Origin of the sequence: Micromonospora sp. A3M-1-15 (genome assembly GCF_024213425.1) — a bacterium.
Taxonomy (GTDB): domain Bacteria; phylum Actinomycetota; class Actinomycetes; order Mycobacteriales; family Micromonosporaceae; genus Micromonospora; species Micromonospora chersina.
The window spans coordinates 178,332-196,548 of record NZ_JANAVK010000007.1 but is presented as its reverse complement, the minus strand read 5'-3'; the positions used below and the strand labels follow the sequence as shown (position 1 = coordinate 196,548).

Here is an 18,217-nt window from a genome sequence, read left to right as displayed (position 1 = left end):
GGCCTCAACAAGCGAGCCTGACCGACCGGAACCCCGCCACAAGCACACGAGGAGAAGTCGACATGACCACTTTCACCACTCCAGCCCCCATCGCCGCCACCGTGGAGGTCGCCGGCGCCCAGGTGCGGATCACCGCGACCGACCGGACCGACACCGTCGTGCTCGTCGAACCGATCGACGCGGCGAGCCGCAAGGACGTCAAGGTGGCCGAGAAGACCAAGGTCGAATTCGCCGGCGGTCGGCTGTCGGTCAAAACGACCGTCTCCGGGGACAAGGACGGATCGGTCGCCATCACGATCGAGCTGCCCACGGGCTCCAGCCTGGCCACCTACCTCGCCCACTCGGAGGTTCACGCCGACGGCTCGTTCGGCGGGTGCGAGCTGCACCTGGCGTCGGGCCGGGTCCAGGTCGACCGCGTCAACGCGCTGCGGGCGAACATCGCGTCCGGTGAGGTGGCGATCGGCCACGTCGACGGGCGCGCCGACGTCGACGGTGGGGCGTTCGGGATGCGGATCGGCGAGGTCGAGGGCGCGGTCGCCCTGTCCAACTCGGGCGGGCGGACCTGGATCGGCCGCGCCTTCAGCGACCTGGAGCTGAGCAGCGCCAGCTGCGACTTCGACATCGAGCGCGCCGACGGCAGCGTCACCGCCACGACGGCCAGCGGCGCCATCCGGATCGGCCGGATGGCCCACGGTCAGGCCAAGCTCATGAACGGCTCGGGGAACATCGAGGTCGGCATCAGCGAGAGTGCCGCCGCCCACGTCGACGTCGTCAGCGAACGCGCGTCGGTGCGGGACACCGTCTCGACGGGCGGAAACCCCGACCCGTCGGACGGCACGGTCTCCGTGCACGCCCGCACCCGGCACGGCGACATCGTCGTCCACCGCGTCGCGGGCTGACCCTCACGAAGCGAGCGCGACCTCGACCAGCTCGGCCGCGCTCGACCGCGCACCCTCCCGCGTCACCTCGGCGAACCGTGCTTCGCCGAGGTGACGCCGTGCGTCCCGCTCGATCCGGGCCGCGTCCGGGTGGGCGCGATCCGGCAGCCCGCGTACGCCGACGCTGGCCGCGAGCAGCCGCGCCGCCTGCTCGTGCTGGTCGCGGCGGAGGGCGAGGTCGGCGACACCGACGAGTATCTGGGCGAGGAGGAACTGGTGTCCCGCCTCGGACGCCGCCTGCCAGGCCGCCAGGCGGTGGGTGCGGGCCTCACGGAGATCGACGGCCAGGTAGCCGAGCGCGTCGTGGATGGCCGCGCTGATGTGCGGCTGCTCCGCTTCGTCGCCCAGCACGGCGGTCGCGATGCCGAGCTGGCGGCGCGCCTCCGCGGTGTCACCGTCCGAACGTGCGAGTTCCGCCTTGGCGAGCGCCAGCTCCACCAGCGCGTGCGGCCAGGTGACCCCTTCGGCGCACCGTTCGGCCTCGGCGATGGCGGCGGCGCTGGAGTCCCGATCGCCCTGGAGCCGGTACAGCAGCGCCTGCTGGGTCCGTAGCCGGATGACGTCCTCGACGGCGCCGACCTCGGTGACGACCGCGACCGCCTGTTCGTAGTGCTCGCACGCACGGGCGAACTCACCGCGCGTCGCGAGTTGGCCCGCCAGCTCGGCCAGGGCCAGGGAGATCCCGAATCGTTCGCCGAGCGCCCGGAACTCGGCGAGCGCCAGCTCCAGGTTGGCCTCCGCCTCCCGGCCGCCCTGTCCGAGCATGATCCGCATCTTGCCGGTCTGCCAGCGGGCCAGGGCGCGTACCCAGGGGTCCTCGTTGTCCAGCACCGACTCGAACGCGGACACCGCCGTCTCCGGCGCCTGGAGGATGCGTTCCAGCGGGGCGACCAGGTCCAGCAGCGGGTTGTGGTGCCGGCTCTGCTGGCTGAACCGGAACGCCTTGTGGATCCACTCGGCGCCCTGGTGCTCGTCGCCCCGTCCGGAGGTCACGAAGAGCACCACCAGCCCGTACGTCATGGCCCGGACGTCGTCGGTCACCTCACCGGGGACGCGGGTGGCCGCGATCATCAGCTCGATGCCTTCGGCCCGGCGCCCGCCGAGCCACCAGTACCAACCGGTGGCCGCCGCGAGCCGCATCGCCGCCTGCGCCTCACCGGCGGCGATCGCGCCCCGCATCGCGGCACTGATGTTGTCGTGCTCCGCCTCGAGCGTGGCGAGCCAGTCCAGTTGCTCGGCGCGGCGAAGATGCGGCTCCGCGGTCTCGGCCAGCTCGGTGAAGTAGGCGAGATGCGCCCGCCGAGCCAGGTCCGACTCTCCCGCTTCGGCGAGCCGGTCCGCGGCGTACTCCCGGATCGTGCTGATCATCCGGTAGCGGGGCGCGCCGTCGCCCTCGCTGACCAGCAGCGACTTCTCGGTCAGGGAGGTGAGCAGTTCGAGTACGTCGTCGTCGGCGCAGACCCGCTCGGCCGCCTCCAGGCTCGCCCCGCCGGAGAACACCGAGAGCCTGCGCAGGACGCTCCGTTCGGCGTCGGTGAGCAGCTCCCAGCTCCAGTCGACCACCGCGCGCAGCGTCCTGTGTCGGGGCAGCGCGGTGCGGCTCCCGCTGGTCAGCAGGCGGAACCGGTCGTCGAGCCGGTTGGCGAGCTGGTTGACGGACATGGTGCGCAGCCTGGCGGCGGCCAGTTCGATCGCGAGCGGCATGCCGTCCAGCGCACGGCACACGCGCGCCATCGTCGACAGGGTCTGTTCGTCGGCTCCGAGGTCCTTGCGCACCGCGCCGGCCCGGTCGCGCAGCAGGCGGACGGCCGGCGAGGACGCGACCTCGTCCGGGCTGGCGTCGGTCGGCACGGCCAGCGGCTCGACCGACCACAGCGCCTCACCGGTGATGCCCAGCGGTTCCCTGCTGGTCGCCAGGATCCGCAGCCGCCGGCACTCGCCGAGCACCCGGTCGGCGAACCTCGCCGCCGACTCGATCACGTGCTCGCAGTTGTCGAGGATGAGCAGCGCCTCCCGCTCGCGGATCGCGGCGATGAGCGCATCCGCCGGCTCGGCGCTCGGTCCCGAGCCGAGCAGCGCGTCCCGGAGCCCGAGCCCCGCCAGCGTCGCCTGCGCGACGTCACCGTCGGCGCCGATGGCGGCGAGTTCCACCAACCAGACCCCGTCGGGCAGGTCACCGACCATCGTGCGCGCGGCCTCCGTGGCCAGCCGGGTCTTGCCCGAGCCGCCGGGGCCGATCAGGGTGGTCAGCCGATGCTCCGCGACGAGCCCGCGGACGGCGGCGACATCCGCGTCCCGGCCGACGAAGCTGGTGAGCTCGGCGCGTACGTTGGTCTTCCGGTTCTCCTCCCGCCGGCCCAGCTCGCCGCGCAGCAGCGCGGTGTGCAGGGCTGACAGCTCGGGCGAGGGGTCGACGCCCAGCGCATCGGCCAGGGCTTCCCTCGTGCGTTCGTAGGCGAGCAGGGCCTCGGCGTCACGGCCGGCCGCCACGAGGGCGCGCATCAGCGCGGCGACCAGCGGTTCCCGCAGCGGATGCGCGGCCACCGCGTCGGTCAGCTCGGCGACCACCTCCGCGCCGTGGCCGAGACCGACCTCCGCGTCGAAGCGATCCTCCATCGCGGCCAGGCGCAGCCCTTCGAGCCGCGTCACCGCAGCGTCGAACGCCGTGCTGTTCTCCAACCCGACATCCTGCAGGGCGGCGCCGCGCCACAGGGTGAGGGCCTCGCGCAGCAGCCGGAGCCGCGGCAGGCCCTCCTCCTGGCGGGCCCGGCCGACGAGGCGTTCGAACCGCAGGGCGTCGACGGCGTCGGCGTCCACCACCAGTCGGTAGCCGCCCGGCTGCCCCTCGACCACGCCTCCCGGCAGCGCCTTCCGCAGCCGGGAAGCCAGGCGTTGCAGGGCGTTGGCGGCGTCGGCGGGCGGGTTCTCGCCCCAGATCCAGTCGACGAGCGTCGCCTTCGGGACGACCCGGCCCGGTTCGACCGCCAGGGCGATCAGCAGCGCGCGCAACCGGGCGCCCGGCACGTCGGCCAGGATGCCGTCGTTCCTGCGAACCTCGAATGGTCCGAGCATCCTGACCTGCACGCGCTGATCCTCCCACGGCGGCTCGGCGGCGCCGGATCGCACCACTAGCCGCCCCGCTGCCACCAGCGCCGTTTCGCGACCGGCACGGGTGCCGGCTCCTCGTCCTCGTCGTCGTCCTGCTCGGCGCGGGCCAGCACGGCGGTCGCCAGCGCGCGGTCGTCCGCGCGGCAGCCGGGTGTGACGAGCATCAGGTTCGCCAGTGACTCCTCGATGGTGACCACCCGGTTCGATGCCACCGCCGCGTCGAGCCGGGCACGGACGAGCTGGCGTACCTCCGGCCGCAGGTCCGGTTCCCGGTAGGCGGCGGTGACGAGCGCGAACAGCGCGGCGTCGGCGACCCAGTCCTCGACGCCGAAGGCGAGGTCCACCAGCACCTCGCGCCGGGTCGACGTCGGCCAGGGCTGGTCCGTGGCGTGGTGCAGGATGCCGAGGCACACCCACGGCTGCATGAGCCGGTACCAGTAGGTCGGCGTCGACCTGGCCAGGTGCTGCCAGCGCGCGGTGTCCGGCGGGCCGGGCAGGTGCGCGAGCAGCCCGAGCAGGTCGTCCAGCGGCAGCCCGCCGAGCGGGGCGGCCTTCACGTACCCCGAGAGCGGCGACTGCCACGGCTCCCCCGCGACCTCCCGCAGCAGGCCGACCGCGGCGGCCGACGGCGCCGGCCCGGCGGGCACCGGCTCGGTGCCGTCGTACCGCCAGACCGCGTACCGGCCGGGCCGGACAGGCGTCCGGATGTCGGGGGCCGGGAACTCGGCGATGCCGATGTCGACCGGGCCGGTGATCCGGCGGCAGGCCGTGACGGCGCTGGCCGGCTCGGCCGCCGACAGTCCGAGGCCGCTGACCTCGAGCTGCTCGCCGCGCGCCCGGCGGCCACCGAAGTCGTTGGCGATGTTGCTGATCGCCTCGCTCGGCATCGGCACCCAGTTGAGCCAGGGCCGCTTCGATCCGGCCAGGGCGAACACCACGTCGGTCATCCCGCACGGGTGCGGATCGTCGTGCACGGCGACCAGGTCCGCCACGTCACCGGAGGCCCGGAACCGCACCGCGTGCCGGGCCGCCTCGCGGTGCGGGAAGGAGGGGTCGTCGGCCAGCTGTCGCAGGTCGGCATCCGCGTCGCCCGAAAACATGGCGCGGAGCCTAGCAATCCGGGCAGCCGGGCAGGGGGCGGAGATCAGCGGCGCAGGCCGACACCGCCGTAGCCGTGCGACACGGCCGAGTGCGGCTCGCCGTCCGGCCGCCAGTCGGCCAGCCAGACCAGGCCCGGCTCGACCAGGTCGTACCCGTCGAAGAAGCGCAGGGCGGCGGCGTGCGTGCGCGGCACGAGCGGCGCGCTGCTGCGCTGGTAGACCGCGGTGCCCTGTTGGGCGGGGAGCGGCGGCGCGCCGTCCATGGTGAGGTGGGAGAGCGCGAGCAGGCTGCCGGGGGCCGTGGCGTCGCGCAGCCGGGCCACCGCCGCCCACGGGTCGTCGGCGTCGGGCACGAAGTGCAGCACCGCGACCAGCAGCAGCGCCACCGGCTCGGCGAGGTCGAGGGTGCCCCGCACGCCGGGGTCGGCCAGCAGCTCGTCGGGGCGCCGCAGGTCCCCCCGGACCACGACGGTGCGGCCGTCGGCGGGCAGCAGCCGCCGGGCGTACGCGACAGCCACCTCGTCGTTGTCCACATAGACCACCCGCGAGTCGGGGGCGACCTCGCGGACGATCTCGTGCACGTTGCCCTGGGTGGGCAGCCCGGCCCCGATGTCGAGGAACTGGCGTACGCCCCGTTCGGCCGCGTGGCGCACGGCCCGGCGGAGGAAGGCGCGGTTGGTCTGGGCCGCCACGCCGGTGTCCGGGAAGAGGGTCAGGATCTGCTCGGCGGCGGCCCGGTCGGCGGCGAAGTTGTGGCAGCCGCCCAGGTAGTAGTCGTACATCCGGGCGACGTTCGGCCGGGCCTCGGCGTCGGTCGCGGTGGTGGTCGGCTCTCCCGTCACGCCCTGATGTGTAGCACCCTGGGCGACACACCGCTGACCCGTCGTGTCCGTGATCCGGCTGCCGAACCCGTTCACCTGGTACGACGGTGGGACCAGCCGAGCCGAGGAGGTACCCATGACCGGTGGACGGGAGACCGTGGAGGTCGACCCGGTGGTGTTCCGCGCCGTCTACGACTCGCCCGCGTCGCTGCCGGGCCGGCACCGCTGGACCACGCCGGAGTCGGACGTGCGCCGGCTGGAGAAGCTGCTGAACATGCCGGCCCGCAGCATCGGCGCCCCGCTCTGGGTCAGCGGCGACGAGCCGGACTGCCCGAAGTGCGGCCGCCGGGTGAACTGGTACGACATCGTCTCCTCGGCCCTGCACGGCGTGCACGACCGAGGCATGATCGCGCGGGTCATCCTCGGCGAACGCAAGTACGTCAACACCGAGGTGCCGGACGCCGTCCCCGGCGTGCACTGCGCCGACTGCCGCACCCCCATCGAGGGGCTGCGCAGCTTCAAGTGCCACAACTGGGCGTACGCGTTCGAGGAGCTGGAGGAGATTGTCGAGCGGATGTCGGGCGTGCCGAGTCAGCCCGCGCCGCCCACGTCCTCCTGATTCCGCCGCTCGTGGAACCCGTTGAGGTAGGTGCCGGGCATCTCGTACGGCTCGCCCTCGTCGAGGGTGCCGCGCCAGCCCACCCAGCCGTTGCCCAGCACGAAGATCGACTCGGTCTCGCCGAGCCGGTCCAGGTCCGCCGCGGTACGGCGGATCCGCCAGCTCTCGTCGCCCTGGGGGCTGTGCGGCACGGGTCCTCCCGAGGTCGGGTACGTCGCGGCCACCGAATCAGACCCGGCTGAGAGGCGCCTGAGACTTTGGTGCCCCGACAGTCATTCCCCCACCACCCTCCAGGTGAACGGGGTATGAACGGTTGGTGAGGTGATTCATGACTGACGCCGTGGTGACCGACGTTCCGGATGTCAGTGCCGACTGGTACCACGACATCGTCGAGTTCGCCGACCGCACGCCGGAGCCGGTCCACTGGTTCGCCGTGCACTTCACCGAGGGGGCCGTGGTCCTGCTCGGGGTGCTGCTGGTGCTGGCGGCGCTGTCCCGGCTGTTCGGCGGCGACCTCCGCAGCCGGGCGCTCGCCCTGGCCGCCCCGGTCGCGGTGGTGTGCGCGTACGTGTCCAGCGAGGGGTTGAAGACCCTCGTCGCCGAGGACCGGCCCTGCCGCAGTCCCGCCGACCTGGTGATCGTGGCCGGGCACTGCCCGCCGGCCGGTGACTGGTCGTTCCCGAGCAACCACGCCACCATCGCGGGCGCGCTGGCCGCCACCGCGCTGCTGCTGCACCGCCGGATCGGCCTGGTGGCCGTCCCGCTGGCCGCGCTGGCCGCGTTCTCCCGCACCTTCGTGGGTGTGCACTACCCGCACGACGTGGCCGCCGGCCTGCTGCTCGGCGTGCTGGTGGGCACCCTGCTCACCCCGGTGCTGGCCCGCCCGGTGGCCGACGTGCTGCGCTGGCGGGTCCGCCGAGCCGCCGCCCGCCCGGCCGTCCGGCCCGCCCGGCGCTGACCCGCCCGCCGCCGGCGCTCACGTCGTCAGGACGAGGGTGAGGGCGGTGCCGAGGATCAGGGACGGGCCGAACGGCAGGTGGCTGGACCAGCGGACCCGGCGGGCCGCCAGCAGCGCGAGGCCGGCCACCGCGGCGAGGGTAACCGCGAGCACCAGCCCCGCCACCAGCACCGGCCACCCGTGCCAGCCGAGCAGCGCCCCGGCGCCGAGCGCCAGCTTGGCGTCGCCGAGGCCGAACCCGCGCCGGCCGAGCAGCAGGGTGGTCGCCGCGAAGCCCGCGCCGAGGGCGAGCCCGGCCGCGGTGGCCCGCAGCCAGGGCGCCGGGCCGGGGCCGGCCAGCCCGGCGACCCCGAGCAGCACCCACACCCCGGCCGCGGCCGGCCAGGTCAGCCGGTCGGGAAGCCGGTGCACCGCCGCGTCGACCAGGGCCAGCGGCACCGCCCAGGCGAGCCACCAGGCGACCGCCGCCCGCACGCCGGCCGGCCCGCCGGTGAGCGCCACCGCCGCCACGGCCGCGACCAGGGCCACCTCCACCGACATCGGCGCGGCGCCGACGCGCGCCCGGCACGACGGGCAGCGGGCCGCCGGCCCGAGCGCCGGCAACGGCCGGTCCAGGCCGATCGACACGCCGCAGCCGTCGCACCCCACCCGGTCCGGCACACCCGGGGGTACGGCGTACCGGGCGACCGCCAGCCGCACCAGCGGTACGACCGTCAGCGCGGCCGACAGCCGGACGGCCGGACGGCGGGCGGGGGCCGCCGGTGGGGCGGCCCGGACCCGTTCGGCGGTCATGCCGGCGCCCCGAGGCGGTCGCTGAGGGTTCCACTCTGGAGCACGCAGAGTGAGTTCTGCCCGACCGCCGTGTCGCGGATGGCGCGGAAAACGGCGTCGGACCCGGAGCGGGCCGGGGCACGCCGACCGGCCTCCGGCGAGGGGCGGGCGCGCCACCGGCCGGGGGGACGGATCGGACCAGAGGGTCGGTTGTCCCCCAATCCGCTGCCCGCCGGTCCGCGTCCGGGACACCGGATGACGCGTGCGGGTGAACGCACTCCTGCCGCCGGTCGACCCGTCCGCGGGCCGTTCGTCGTCGTCCGGACAGCCACCGGCCGCCACCACCTGTCATCACTCAGAGTGTTCGGATTAATTGCCTCTGTTGCATCGGCGGACGTCAGCCTATGCTCGCCCCTTGGGTACGACGCAACCCCCGATCAATTGGCGTCGGAGGCCGACCGGAGACATCAGGTTTCGAATTCGTTAAAGATCCGTACAGGTAAATGCAGCGGTAGCAGATGCGGCCCGGCCGGACACATCCGGGCGCACTTCCGCATGCCCGGAGTGCGTTGACGCGACCACTCCGGGCCGCCACGGAGGAGGACCCGGCGTTGCGCACACGGCAATCCCGCCGATGGGAAATCTGCCTGCTCAGCCTTGCTCTACTGGCCGCGACCGCCGGCTGCGGCAGCGAGCCGGAGGCGGCGACCCGCCCGCTGACCGCGGGCTCCGCCGCACCCGTAGCGCATTCCAGCGCCGAGGAGGAATCAGCCGGAAAGGCCGCGCTCGCCGCCTATTCCGGCTATCTCGACGCGTCCCGGACGGCCAGCGCGCGCAGCGATCCCGGCCATCCCGCACTGGCCCGATTCGTGGCGGATCCGTTGCTGACCCGGGTGCGGGTCGCAATTCGTGAGGCGAAGGAGCACGGCGCCATGCGTACCGGAAGACTCGTTTCCGATCCCACCGTGGTCGCGATCGACCTGGCCGCCGATCCGCCCACCGTGGAGATCCAGGACTGCCTGGACGCGACCGGCTACCGCCTCGTCTACGCCAAGGACCGCCGGGTCGTCCCCGGCACCCGCGGCGGGCGCTACCTGGCCACCGCCACCGCGACCCGCTACCCCGACGGCCGGTGGCTGATCAGCGCCGGCGCCGGACACCAGGACCAGCCGTGTTGACCTGGGGAGGAAGGGGTGTCCCGGCCCGGCCGACCCGGGCCGGGACGCCCCGCCGGCTGCTGCGCACCGCCGGCCTGGCGCTGCTGCTGGCGCTGACCGGCGCGCCCGCGCTGCTGGTGACCGCCACGCCCGCCCGGGCCGGCAACCCGGGCGGCGAGTGCCCGCCCGGGCAGAACGACTGCAACGTCTGGGACGACGAACCCGGCACCCCGGGCGGGCCGGGCGGCGGCGGCGACCCCGGCGGCGGAGGCGGGGACGGCGGCGGCGGCGCGGCGAAGTGCCAGTGGAACGGCCGGGTCATCCCCTGCTACGACGACCTGCTCGGCTGGTTCAACAACGGCGACGGCTGCTACTACAGGCTGGCCGAGCCGCAGCCCACCGCCCCCGAGGGCCAGCAGTGGTACGTCCGGACGTGCAACGGCGGCGACCTGGGTGAGCAGAGCGTCGTGCTGCGCGACGGGCCGCCGCCCGGCTACGGGTCGCCGCCCGACCCGGAGGAACTGGCCCGCCGCGCGCTGGCCTCGATCTCGCTGCTGCCGCCCCGGGTCGCCGTCGCGCCCCGGCGCAGCAAGGGCCCCGGTCTCGTCGGGCTGCCGGTCTGGATGTGGGCCAGTGGCGGGGCGTCCTACTTCGGGCCGCTGCGCGCCTCCGCCTCGGACCGCGGGGTGACCGTCGAGATCACCGCCCGGGTGACCCGCATCGTCTGGACGATGGGCGACGGCACCGAGGTCACCTGCACGGGGCCGGGCACGCCGTACACCGCCGACGGCCCCCGGGCCGGGCGGACCTCCCCCGACTGCGGCTACGACCGCGGCTACGCCCGGGCCGGCACCTACCAGGTCAGCGCCACCACGTTCTGGACCGTCGAGTGGTCCGGCGGGGGCGAGAGCGGCGAGATCGCCCAGAGCCGGGTCAGCGGAACCGTCCCGGTGCAGATCAACGAACTTCAGGTGGTGACACGGTGAGCGCGAGGAGTGAGCCGGGTTTGCGAGCCCCGCAGTCGCGAACGGAGATGACGCAATGAGTGTGGCGACGCGGAACGGCACCCCCCTGGACGCGCCGGTGGCGCCGCCCAGGGTGGTGCGGCAGCGGCGGATCCGCCCCGGCCTGCTCGGCCTGGCCGTGCTGCTGATCGCTCTCGGCGGGCTGGGCGCGGCCTTCGCGGTCACCTCGGTCCGCTCCACCGGCAGCTACCTCGCGGTGGCCCGGCCGGTCGAGGTCGGCCGGCAGCTCACCGCCGACGACCTGGTCCCGGTGCGGGTCTCCGGCGGGCGGGAGCTCCAGCCGGTGCCGGCCGACCGGATCAAGGAGGTGCTGGGCCGGCGCGCCGCCGTCCGGCTCACCCCCGGCACGCTGCTGACCCCGGCCCAGCTCACCGACGCGCCGCTGCTCGGACCCGGGCAGCAGCAGCTCGCGCTGGGGCTGGAGCCGAACCAGGTGCCCGCCCGCAGGCTGCACCCCGGCGACAAGGTGCTGCTGGTCAGCACGCCCGACACCAGCGCCGGCGGCGCCGAGGCGACGCGCGCCGGCGGCACCCGGTTCGAGGCCACCGTGATCGACACCGCCACGCCGGAGAACGACGACGTGGTGGTCTACCTGGCGCTGGCCGTCCGGGACGTGCCGGCAGTGGTGGCGCTGGCCGCGGACGACCGGATCGCGCTCGTGCTAACCGAGGCGGCCTGATGGCGATCATCGCCATGGTGTCGGCGAAGGGTTCGCCGGGCGTCACCACGGCCGCCCTGGCCGCCGCGCTGAGCTGGCACCGCCGGCTGGTGCTGGCCGAGTGCGACCCGGCGGGCGGCTCGATCCTCGCCGGCTACCTGGGCGGGGCGCTCGACGGCCCGCGCGGCCTCGGCGAACTGGCCGTCGGGGAGCTGCGCGACGGCAACCTGGAGAGCGCCTTCTGGTCGCAGCTCGTCGACCTGGACGCGCCGAGGCGGGAGCGGCTCCTGCTGCCCGGCGTGGTCGACCCGGCCCAGGCCGGCAGCGTCACCCCGCTCTGGCAGCGCTTCGCCGACTTCTTCACCAGCCTGGAGCGGGGCGTCCCGCCGTACGACGTGCTTGTCGACTGTGGCCGGCTGCAGGTGAGTGGTCCACCGTGGCCGGTGCTGCGGGCGGCGGCGGTGGTGCTGCTGGTCACCCGGGCCCACCTGCCCGACCTGTCCGCCACCCGCGCCACGGTGAAGGCCATCGAGCGGGACTTCGCCGAGCACCGGATCCCGCCGGGCACCCTGCGCCTGCTGGTGGTCGGGGACGGACACGGCGGCAGCGAGATCAGCAAGGCGCTGCGGCTGCCGGTGATCGCCCGGCTGCCGCACGACCCGCGTACCGCCGAGGTGCTCGGGCACGGCGGCACCGTACGCGCCAACCGGCCGCTGATGCGCGCGGCCGGCGCGCTGGAGGTGCCGGTCCGGGCGCTGCTGGACCGGCGGCGGGCCCGGCTGGCCTGGCCGGGAGCCCCGGCCCCGCGCGCGGTGACCGCGCCGAGCACGCCGGGGGTGTCCGGTGCGGTTTGAGCCGGTCTCCCACGACCCGCGCGGCCAGCAGCCCGGCGCCACCTCGACGGTGCCGCCGCTGGTCCCGCCGAACGCGCGGCACCACCTGCCCCCGGCGCCCGCCGTGCCGGTCGCGCCGCCACCCCCGCCGCCCCGCCCCCGGGTCGACTTCGCGGTGGTCCGCGAGCTGCGCCGGGAACTCAGCGAACGGCTGACGCTCTGGCAGCGCGGCCGGGAGTTCGACGCGGACGCCGAGGAGGTCGAGCGTGCCCGGCTGGCCGTCGCCGTGGTCTCCGCGTACGCGGACTCGGTGCGCCGGGCCGGCACGCCGATGGCCGCCGACGAGGAGCGGCTGCTGCTCGACCAGGTGACCGCCGAGCTGGTCGGCCTGGGCCGGCTCCAGACGCTGCTGGTCGACGACACCATCGAGGAGGTGCACATCCTCGGCTGCGACCAGGTGCGCATCACCCGGCACGGCGGCGGCGTGGACTGGGCCGAGCCGATCGCCGACAGCGACGACGAGCTGGTGGAGATCCTCCAGGCGGCGGCCCGCCGGGCCGGGGCGACCGAGCGGTCCCTCTCCACCTCGAAGCCCACGCTCGACCTGCAACTGCCCGACGGCAGCCGGCTCGCCGCGGTCTTCCTGGTCAGCCACCGCCCGTACGCGGTGATCCGCAAGCACAACACGCTCGCGGTGAGCCTGGAGGACATCGCCGGCGGCCGGCCCGACCTGGACGAGATGATCGACCCGCTGCTGCGTGACTTCCTCCGCGCGTCGATGCGGGCCGGGCTGAACATCATGGTCGCCGGGCTGGCCGGGGCCGGGAAGACCACGGTCATCCGCGCGCTGATGGACGAGATCCCGGCCGACGAGCCGTACGTGCTGCTGGAGGAGAGCCGGGAGCTGCTGCCGGCCCGGCGCGGGCACAAGCACCGGGCGGTGATGAGCTTCGAGTCCCGGGAGGGGCACGGCGAGCGCGGGCTGGACGGCCGGCCCGCCGGCGAGGTGAGCATCGCCGACCTCATCCCGGTGTCGCTGCGGATGGGCGTGCTGCGGATCATCGTCGGCGAGGTGCGGTCCCGGGAGATCGTGCCGATGCTCCAGGCGATGACCACCAGCCGCGGGTCGATGTGCACCATCCACGCACGTACCCCGGCCGGGGTGGGCGAGCGGATCATCGAGCTGGCGCTGGCCCACGGCCGGGAGATGACCGTCGACCAGGCCCGCCGGATGGCGGGCAACGCGCTGGACCTGATCGTCTACGTCACGGTCGAGGACGAGACCGCGATCGGCGGCCGGAAGCACCGCTTCGTCTCGCACGTCGAGGAGGTCATCGGCGTCGGCGAGGGCAACCGGATCACCACCACCAGCGTCTTCGGCCCGGGACCGGACGGCCGGGCGGTGCCCCGCCACCTGCCCGAGCGGATCCGCGACCAGCTGCTCCGGGTCGGCTACGACGCCCGGCTGCTGACCCGGTTCATCGAGGCCGGCACGGGCGCGTGGCGGCGGCCCCGGCACACCCGGCTCGGGCGGCGACCGTGAGCGCGAGGAGTGAGCCGGTCCTGCGAGCCCCGCAGTCGCGAACAAAGGCAGGCCCCGTGAGCGCGAGGAGTGAGCCGGTCCTGCGAGCCCCGCAGTCGCGAACGAAGGCAGGCCCCGTGAGCGCGAGGAGTGAGCCGGTCCTGCGAGCCCCGCAGTCGCGAACAAAGGCTGGCCCCGCATGACGACCATCGAGCTGATCGCCCTGGTCTCCGGGGCGGCGTGCGTGGCCGGGCTGGTGCTGGCGGTGGTCGCGCTGGTCGGCACCCGCCGGCCGCCCGGTCCGACGGCGGGCGCCGGGCCTGGGCTGAGCAGGCTCTGGACCGGCTCCGGGGCCGGCCGCCGGGAGCAGCACCGCTACCAGGTGCTGCTCGCCGGGGCACTGGTGGCCGGCGCGCTGGCCTTCCTGCTCACCGGGCTGCCGGTGGTCTGCCTGCTGGTGGCGCTCGCGGTGCCCGGCGTGCCGTGGCTCTTCGCGGTGGGCCGGGCCGAGCAACGGGCCATCGCCCGGATCGAGGCGGTCGGCGAGTGGACCCGGCGGCTCAAGGACATCTCCGGCACCGGGCAGGGCCTCCAGCAAGCCATCATCGGCACCATCGCCACCGCGCCGGAGGAGATCCAGGAGGAGGTACGCACCCTGGCGGCCCGCCTCCAGGCCGGCTGGCTGGCGAGGTCCGCCCTGCTCGCCTTCGCCGACGAGATCGCCGACCCGGTCTGCGACCAGGTGGTGGCGGCGCTGATCCTGCACCTCACCGACCGGGGCGAGCGCCTCGGCGACGTGCTCGGCTCGATCGCCACCGCCGCCTCGGCCGAGGTGGCCACCCGGCGCGAGGTCGAGGCGAAGCGGACGCAGCCCCGGTTCGCGGTCCGCTTCCTCACCGGGATGACCCTGGCCACGCTCGCGTACGGGCTGGTCAACAGCGACTACGTCCGGCCGTACGGGACGGTCTTCGGGCAGCTCGTGATGGCGGTGCTCGGGGCGGCCTTCGTCGGCCTGCTGGTCTGGGTGCGGTCGATGAGCCAGCCGCCCCGCCCGGCGCGCTTCCTGCCGGCGCCCGACCCGGAGGAGGCGATCGCGTGAGCGCGAGGAGTGAGCTTGCGAGCCCCGCAGTCGCGAACGAAAGGCGGCCGCGATGATGGTGAACTGGCAGCTGGCCGTGGCGGTGCTGGGCGGGGCGGCCGTCGGGCTGGGCCTGTTCCTGGTGGTCCGCGAGGCCCTGCCGGCCACCCCGGCGCTCGGCCCCGCGCTGCGCCGGCTGCACCAGCCGCCCGGCCAGGCCCCGGTGGCCGGGAGGGGGCCGGACTGGCTCGGCGGTGTCTCCCGCTGGCTGCGCCCGCCGCACCGGCAGCTCGCCCTGCTCGACCGGGCCCCCGAGCAGTACGCCCTGTCGGTGCTGCTCTCCGCGCTCGTCGGGTTCGCCACGCCGGCGGTCGCCTCGGCCGTGCTCTTCCTGGGCGGGGTGGCGCTGCCGCTGGCCGTACCCGTGGTGGGGAGCCTGGGGCTGGCGCTGGTCGCCGGCCTGCTCGCGCACCGGGCGGTGCTGGCCCGGGCGGACGCCGCGCGGGACGAGTTCCGCCAGGCGGTCTGCACCTACCTGGACCTGGTGGCGTTGCAGCTCTCCGCGGCGCACGGCCCGGTGCAGTCGCTGGAACGCGCGGCGGCGGTCTGCGACGGCTGGGTCTTCGACCGGATCCGGGAGGCGCTGCGGATCGCCCAGCTCCAGATGCACTCGCCCTGGGACGAGCTCCAGGAGCTTGCCGACCGGATCGGCATCCCGGAGCTGGGCGACGTGGGGGCCATCATGCGCTCCTCCGGCAGCGAGGGCGCCCAGGTGCACGAGACCCTGCGCAGCCGCGCCGACTCGCTACGCGACCAGATCCGCACCGACAACCTGGCCCGGGCCGAGGGGGTGACCAGCCGGCTGGACATCCCCGGCTCACTGCTGGTCTTCGTCCTGCTCGGCTTCGCCGTCTACCCGTTCCTCGCCCGTCTGTGAACCCACCCCGAAGGAGACGACCATGCACCTCTACGCCTACCTGCACGCCGCGGTCAGCAGCCGCCTGGCCGAGCTACGGCGGGACACCGAGCGTGGCGACAGCCCGGTGCCGACCGCGGTGATCATCTTCGGCCTGGTCGCGGTGGCCATGGCGGTCACCGCGCTCGCCCTGACCAAGGCCAACGACTGGATGAACGCCATCCCGAACCACACGGATCCAAAGTGACGTCCCGCCCCGCCCGTACGGACCGGAGCCGGCCGGCGCCCGCCGGCCGGCCCGCCGGTCGGCGCGGCCCGGGGCGGATCACGGCCGTCCTGCGTGGACGGCTCGCCGCCGGCAGGTCCGAACGGGGAGCCAACCCGGTCGAGCTGGCGGTGGTGATGCCGGCGATCCTGGTCCTGCTCTTCGCCTCGATCCAGCTCGCCGTCTGGTTCGTCGCCCGGTCCACCGCCCTCAACGCGGCGCAGACGGGGGTGAACGCCCAACGGGCGCTCCAGGCCCCGCCGGACGCCGGCCGGGACCGGGCCACCACCTTCCTGCGTGCCGCCGGGGACTGGCTGGTCGACTGGCAGTCCCCCGGCCCGACCTGCACGACGACCGCCACCGAGGTCACCTGCACGGTCAGCGGACGCTCCCTGTCGGTGATCCCGGGCGTGCGCTTCGCGGTCTCGCAGCGCGCGCACGGCCCGGTCGAACGCTGGACGACGGGGTGAGGCGGGTGGCGCGGGACCGGGGTTCCGTCTCGATCGAGGTGGCGGTGCTCGCCCCCGCCTTCATCGGGTTGATGGTGCTGGCCGGGGTGGCCGGCCGGACCGCCGTCGCCGACGAGGCGGTGGAGTCGGCCGCGCACGACGCCGCCCGCGCCGCCTCGATCGCCCGGGACGCGCGGACCGGCCGGACCGCCGCCACCGACGCCGCCCGCCGCCAGCTCGACTGGTCGGGGCTGCGCTGCACCGCCCCGCCGGCGTTGACCTTCCGCGGCTCGGTGGGGGACGCCGGGACGAGCTTCGCGGCCGCGTACCGCAGCGCACCGGGGGCGCCGGCGACGGTCACCGTCACGGTGACCTGCACGGTCTCCTTCGCCGACCTGCGGGCGCCGGGGCTGCCCGGGGTGCCGGGTGGCAAGACCGTCTCGGCGACCTTCACCTCCCCGCTGGACACCTACCGGAGCCGCCGGTGACCGGGCGACGCGCGTCGGAGAGCGGCCGGGTGAGCCTCTTCCTGGCCGTGGCGATGACCGGCGTGCTCGCGATCATCAGCCTGGCGTACGACGGCGCCGGGCAGCTCCGCTCGTTGCAGCGCGCGGACAACCTGGCCGCCGAGGCGGCCCGCAGCGGCGGCCAGATGATCGACCGGGCCCACGCCATCGAGGGCGGCCCGAAGCAGATCGACGAGGTGGCCGCCCGGAAGGCCGTCGCGGACTACCTGAGCGCGGCCGGCGGGGTCCGCGACCACGACGTCAGCTTCCCCGTCGTCGCCGGCGAGCGGCAGATCCAGGTACGCGTCCGCATCACCTACCGCCGGGACCTGCTCGGTCTCTTCGGCTTCCAGAACACCGCCACCGTCACCGGTGAGGCCACGGCGCGGGCGCTCACCGGAGCCCCGTAGGAAGGGAAGGCAGCCATGGGTGCAACGCAACGCTCGGCCGTCCGGCGGACCGGCCAGGTCCTCACCGGCCTCGGCGCCCTCGTCGTGCTCTGCGCGGTGCTGGCCGGCGGGCCGATCGCCCTGCTGGCCTTCGCCGGCAACCCCCTCCCCGACCACCTGCCCACGCTGGCCGAGGTGGGTACGGCGTTGACCAGCCGCGACGACGGTCAGCTCTTCCTGCGGGCGCTGGCCGTGGTGGGCTGGTTCGGCTGGGCCACGTTCGCCTTCTCCGTACTGGTGGAACTCCTCGCGGGGGCGCTGCGCCGGCCGGCGCCCCGGCTGCCCGGGATGCGCCGCCAGCAGCGGGCCGCGGCCGCGCTGGTCGGCTCGGTGGCGCTGATCCTGGCGGCCAGCCCGGCCGCGGCGAGCGCCGCCACCCTGGCCGCGCCGCAGCCGGTCGCCGCCGCGCCGGCGGTGGTCGCCCCGCCGGCCGGACACGCCGCCCCGCAGGCCGGTGCCGCGCTCGCCGCCCCGCCGGTCCGGGCGGCCTCGGTCACCACGAGCCCGGCGGTGTACCGGGTGGCGAAGGGCGACTACCTGGGCGAGGTGGCCGACCGCTACCTGGACGACTTCGACCGCTACCGCGAGGTGGCCCGGCTGAACCGGCTCGCCGACCCGGACCGGATCCGGCCGGGGCAGCTGCTCAAGCTGCCCGAGGGGGCGGTGGACGCGGGCGCCCGCCGGCACGCCACCGGCCGGCTCGTGGCCACGCCGTCCCGCCCGGCTCCCGGCCCGGCCGCGACGCCGGGCGGTGGCGGCGCGTCCTCGACGACGCCGAAGGGCAAGCCGTCCCCGCACCCGACCGGCCGGGACACCACGCCCACAGTCGAGGCGCCCGCCGGGCAGCAGCCCCCGATGTCGGCGGGGGCCTCCCGGGCCACCGTCGAGGACGGGATCAACCGCCCGCTGGCCATCTCGGCGGTGCTGGCGGTGGCGAGCATCGTGGGCGCCCAGATCGGCGCGGTCCTCGGCCTGCGCCGCCGCCCGGTGCCCCGGACGTCGGTCCGCGACCTCGTGGTGGGCCGCCACCGCAGGGACTGACGC

20 protein-coding genes are annotated in these 18,217 nt (G+C 75.1%); 15 read left to right on the top strand and 5 right to left on the bottom strand.

Annotated elements, in window-relative coordinates; all coding sequences use genetic code 11:
- Positions 1–62 precede the first annotated feature (62 nt).
- Positions 63–899 carry a DUF4097 family beta strand repeat-containing protein gene (locus NLX85_RS29550; protein ID WP_254340637.1) on the top strand — a complete coding sequence of 279 codons (837 nt, stop codon included), beginning with the start codon at positions 63–65 and terminating at the stop codon, positions 897–899.
- Positions 900–902: 3 nt separating this feature from the next.
- On the opposite strand, the gene NLX85_RS29545 is transcribed toward NLX85_RS29550, so the two are convergent.
- From NLX85_RS29545 to NLX85_RS29535, 3 genes are read right to left on the bottom strand one after another with little or no spacing between them, the layout of a single operon-like run.
- Complete coding sequence (locus tag NLX85_RS29545) at positions 903–4,022, bottom strand: BTAD domain-containing putative transcriptional regulator (protein WP_254340636.1); 3,120 nt, start codon at positions 4,020–4,022, stop codon at positions 903–905.
- 44 nt (positions 4,023–4,066) lie between these two features.
- Entirely contained in the window at positions 4,067–5,146 is a 1,080-nt protein-coding gene (locus tag NLX85_RS29540) for a hypothetical protein (RefSeq protein WP_254340635.1), read from the bottom strand.
- A gap of 44 nt (positions 5,147–5,190) precedes the next feature.
- Positions 5,191–5,988, bottom strand: a complete 798-nt coding sequence (locus NLX85_RS29535; protein ID WP_308210855.1) for an SAM-dependent methyltransferase — start codon at positions 5,986–5,988, stop codon at positions 5,191–5,193.
- Positions 5,989–6,103: 115 nt separating this feature from the next.
- Between NLX85_RS29535 and NLX85_RS29530 the strand changes: the two genes are divergently transcribed.
- The gene (locus NLX85_RS29530; RefSeq protein WP_107075213.1) at positions 6,104–6,586 is read left to right on the top strand and encodes a hypothetical protein; all 483 of its coding nucleotides are present in this window, start codon (positions 6,104–6,106) and stop codon (positions 6,584–6,586) included.
- On the opposite strand, the gene NLX85_RS33580 is transcribed toward NLX85_RS29530, so the two are convergent.
- Complete coding sequence (locus NLX85_RS33580; RefSeq protein ID WP_254340634.1) at positions 6,559–6,777, bottom strand: hypothetical protein; 219 nt, start codon at positions 6,775–6,777, stop codon at positions 6,559–6,561. The genes NLX85_RS29530 and NLX85_RS33580 overlap by 28 nt on opposite strands.
- 137 nt (positions 6,778–6,914) lie before the next feature.
- Between NLX85_RS33580 and NLX85_RS29520 the strand changes: the two genes are divergently transcribed.
- Positions 6,915–7,544, top strand: a complete 630-nt coding sequence (locus NLX85_RS29520; RefSeq protein WP_254340633.1) for a phosphatase PAP2 family protein — start codon at positions 6,915–6,917, stop codon at positions 7,542–7,544.
- 18 nt (positions 7,545–7,562) lie between these two features.
- Here NLX85_RS29520 and NLX85_RS29515 read toward each other — a convergent pair whose 3' ends face one another.
- Complete coding sequence (locus NLX85_RS29515; RefSeq protein WP_254340632.1) at positions 7,563–8,336, bottom strand: A24 family peptidase; 774 nt, start codon at positions 8,334–8,336, stop codon at positions 7,563–7,565.
- A gap of 695 nt (positions 8,337–9,031) precedes the next feature.
- Between NLX85_RS29515 and NLX85_RS29510 the strand changes: the two genes are divergently transcribed.
- From NLX85_RS29510 to NLX85_RS29455, 12 genes are all read left to right on the top strand, one after another.
- The gene (locus tag NLX85_RS29510; protein WP_374628639.1) at positions 9,032–9,493 is read left to right on the top strand and encodes a hypothetical protein; all 462 of its coding nucleotides are present in this window, start codon (positions 9,032–9,034) and stop codon (positions 9,491–9,493) included.
- Positions 9,487–10,458, top strand: a complete 972-nt coding sequence (locus NLX85_RS29505; RefSeq protein WP_254340628.1) for a hypothetical protein — start codon at positions 9,487–9,489, stop codon at positions 10,456–10,458. Before NLX85_RS29510 ends, NLX85_RS29505 begins: the two co-directional genes overlap by 7 nt.
- A gap of 55 nt (positions 10,459–10,513) precedes the next feature.
- Positions 10,514–11,176 (top strand): SAF domain-containing protein, encoded by a 663-nt coding sequence (locus tag NLX85_RS29500; RefSeq protein WP_254340626.1) that lies wholly within the window; start codon positions 10,514–10,516, stop codon positions 11,174–11,176.
- Entirely contained in the window at positions 11,176–12,009 is an 834-nt protein-coding gene (locus NLX85_RS29495) for a ParA family protein (RefSeq protein WP_254340624.1), read from the top strand. The genes NLX85_RS29500 and NLX85_RS29495 overlap by 1 nt, the downstream gene beginning before the upstream one ends.
- Positions 11,999–13,531 (top strand): CpaF family protein, encoded by a 1,533-nt coding sequence (locus tag NLX85_RS29490; RefSeq protein ID WP_254340622.1) that lies wholly within the window; start codon positions 11,999–12,001, stop codon positions 13,529–13,531. The genes NLX85_RS29495 and NLX85_RS29490 overlap by 11 nt, the downstream gene beginning before the upstream one ends.
- 178 nt (positions 13,532–13,709) lie before the next feature.
- The gene (locus tag NLX85_RS29485) at positions 13,710–14,609 is read left to right on the top strand and encodes a type II secretion system F family protein (protein WP_254340620.1); all 900 of its coding nucleotides are present in this window, start codon (positions 13,710–13,712) and stop codon (positions 14,607–14,609) included.
- A 55-nt stretch (positions 14,610–14,664) separates the two neighbouring features.
- Positions 14,665–15,525, top strand: a complete 861-nt coding sequence (locus tag NLX85_RS29480; protein ID WP_254340911.1) for a type II secretion system F family protein — start codon at positions 14,665–14,667, stop codon at positions 15,523–15,525.
- 22 nt (positions 15,526–15,547) lie between these two features.
- Positions 15,548–15,751, top strand: coding sequence for a hypothetical protein (locus NLX85_RS29475; protein WP_254340618.1), 204 nt, complete (start codon positions 15,548–15,550; stop codon positions 15,749–15,751).
- Between the two features lie 77 nt (positions 15,752–15,828).
- The gene (locus NLX85_RS29470; RefSeq protein ID WP_254340910.1) at positions 15,829–16,239 is read left to right on the top strand and encodes a TadE family protein; all 411 of its coding nucleotides are present in this window, start codon (positions 15,829–15,831) and stop codon (positions 16,237–16,239) included.
- A complete protein-coding gene (locus NLX85_RS29465) occupies positions 16,236–16,706 on the top strand; it encodes a TadE/TadG family type IV pilus assembly protein (protein ID WP_374628587.1) in 471 nt (156 codons plus the stop codon). The genes NLX85_RS29470 and NLX85_RS29465 overlap by 4 nt, the downstream gene beginning before the upstream one ends.
- Before the next feature lie 53 nt (positions 16,707–16,759).
- Entirely contained in the window at positions 16,760–17,134 is a 375-nt protein-coding gene (locus NLX85_RS29460) for a hypothetical protein (RefSeq protein ID WP_254340901.1), read from the top strand.
- Positions 17,135–17,149: 15 nt separating this feature from the next.
- Positions 17,150–18,214, top strand: coding sequence for a LysM peptidoglycan-binding domain-containing protein (locus NLX85_RS29455; protein WP_254340614.1), 1,065 nt, complete (start codon positions 17,150–17,152; stop codon positions 18,212–18,214).
- Positions 18,215–18,217 lie beyond the last annotated feature (3 nt).

Bases quoted from the DNA above. Each gene is read 5' to 3' on its own strand.
- NLX85_RS29485 (WP_254340620.1), top strand. From the start codon at position 13,710: ATGACGACCATCGAGCTGATCGCCCTGGTCTCCGGGGCGGCGTGCGTG.
- NLX85_RS29520 (WP_254340633.1), top strand. From the start codon at position 6,915: ATGACTGACGCCGTGGTGACCGACGTTCCGGATGTCAGTGCCGACTGG.
- NLX85_RS29515 (WP_254340632.1), bottom strand. From the start codon at position 8,336: ATGACCGCCGAACGGGTCCGGGCCGCCCCACCGGCGGCCCCCGCCCGC.
- NLX85_RS29460 (WP_254340901.1), top strand. From the start codon at position 16,760: ATGACCGGCGTGCTCGCGATCATCAGCCTGGCGTACGACGGCGCCGGG.
- NLX85_RS29550 (WP_254340637.1), top strand. From the start codon at position 63: ATGACCACTTTCACCACTCCAGCCCCCATCGCCGCCACCGTGGAGGTC.
- NLX85_RS29475 (WP_254340618.1), top strand. From the start codon at position 15,548: ATGCACCTCTACGCCTACCTGCACGCCGCGGTCAGCAGCCGCCTGGCC.
- NLX85_RS29540 (WP_254340635.1), bottom strand. From the start codon at position 5,146: ATGTTTTCGGGCGACGCGGATGCCGACCTGCGACAGCTGGCCGACGAC.
- NLX85_RS29495 (WP_254340624.1), top strand. From the start codon at position 11,176: ATGGCGATCATCGCCATGGTGTCGGCGAAGGGTTCGCCGGGCGTCACC.
- NLX85_RS29500 (WP_254340626.1), top strand. From the start codon at position 10,514: ATGAGTGTGGCGACGCGGAACGGCACCCCCCTGGACGCGCCGGTGGCG.
- NLX85_RS29455 (WP_254340614.1), top strand. From the start codon at position 17,150: ATGGGTGCAACGCAACGCTCGGCCGTCCGGCGGACCGGCCAGGTCCTC.
- NLX85_RS29530 (WP_107075213.1), top strand. From the start codon at position 6,104: ATGACCGGTGGACGGGAGACCGTGGAGGTCGACCCGGTGGTGTTCCGC.
- NLX85_RS29480 (WP_254340911.1), top strand. From the start codon at position 14,665: ATGGTGAACTGGCAGCTGGCCGTGGCGGTGCTGGGCGGGGCGGCCGTC.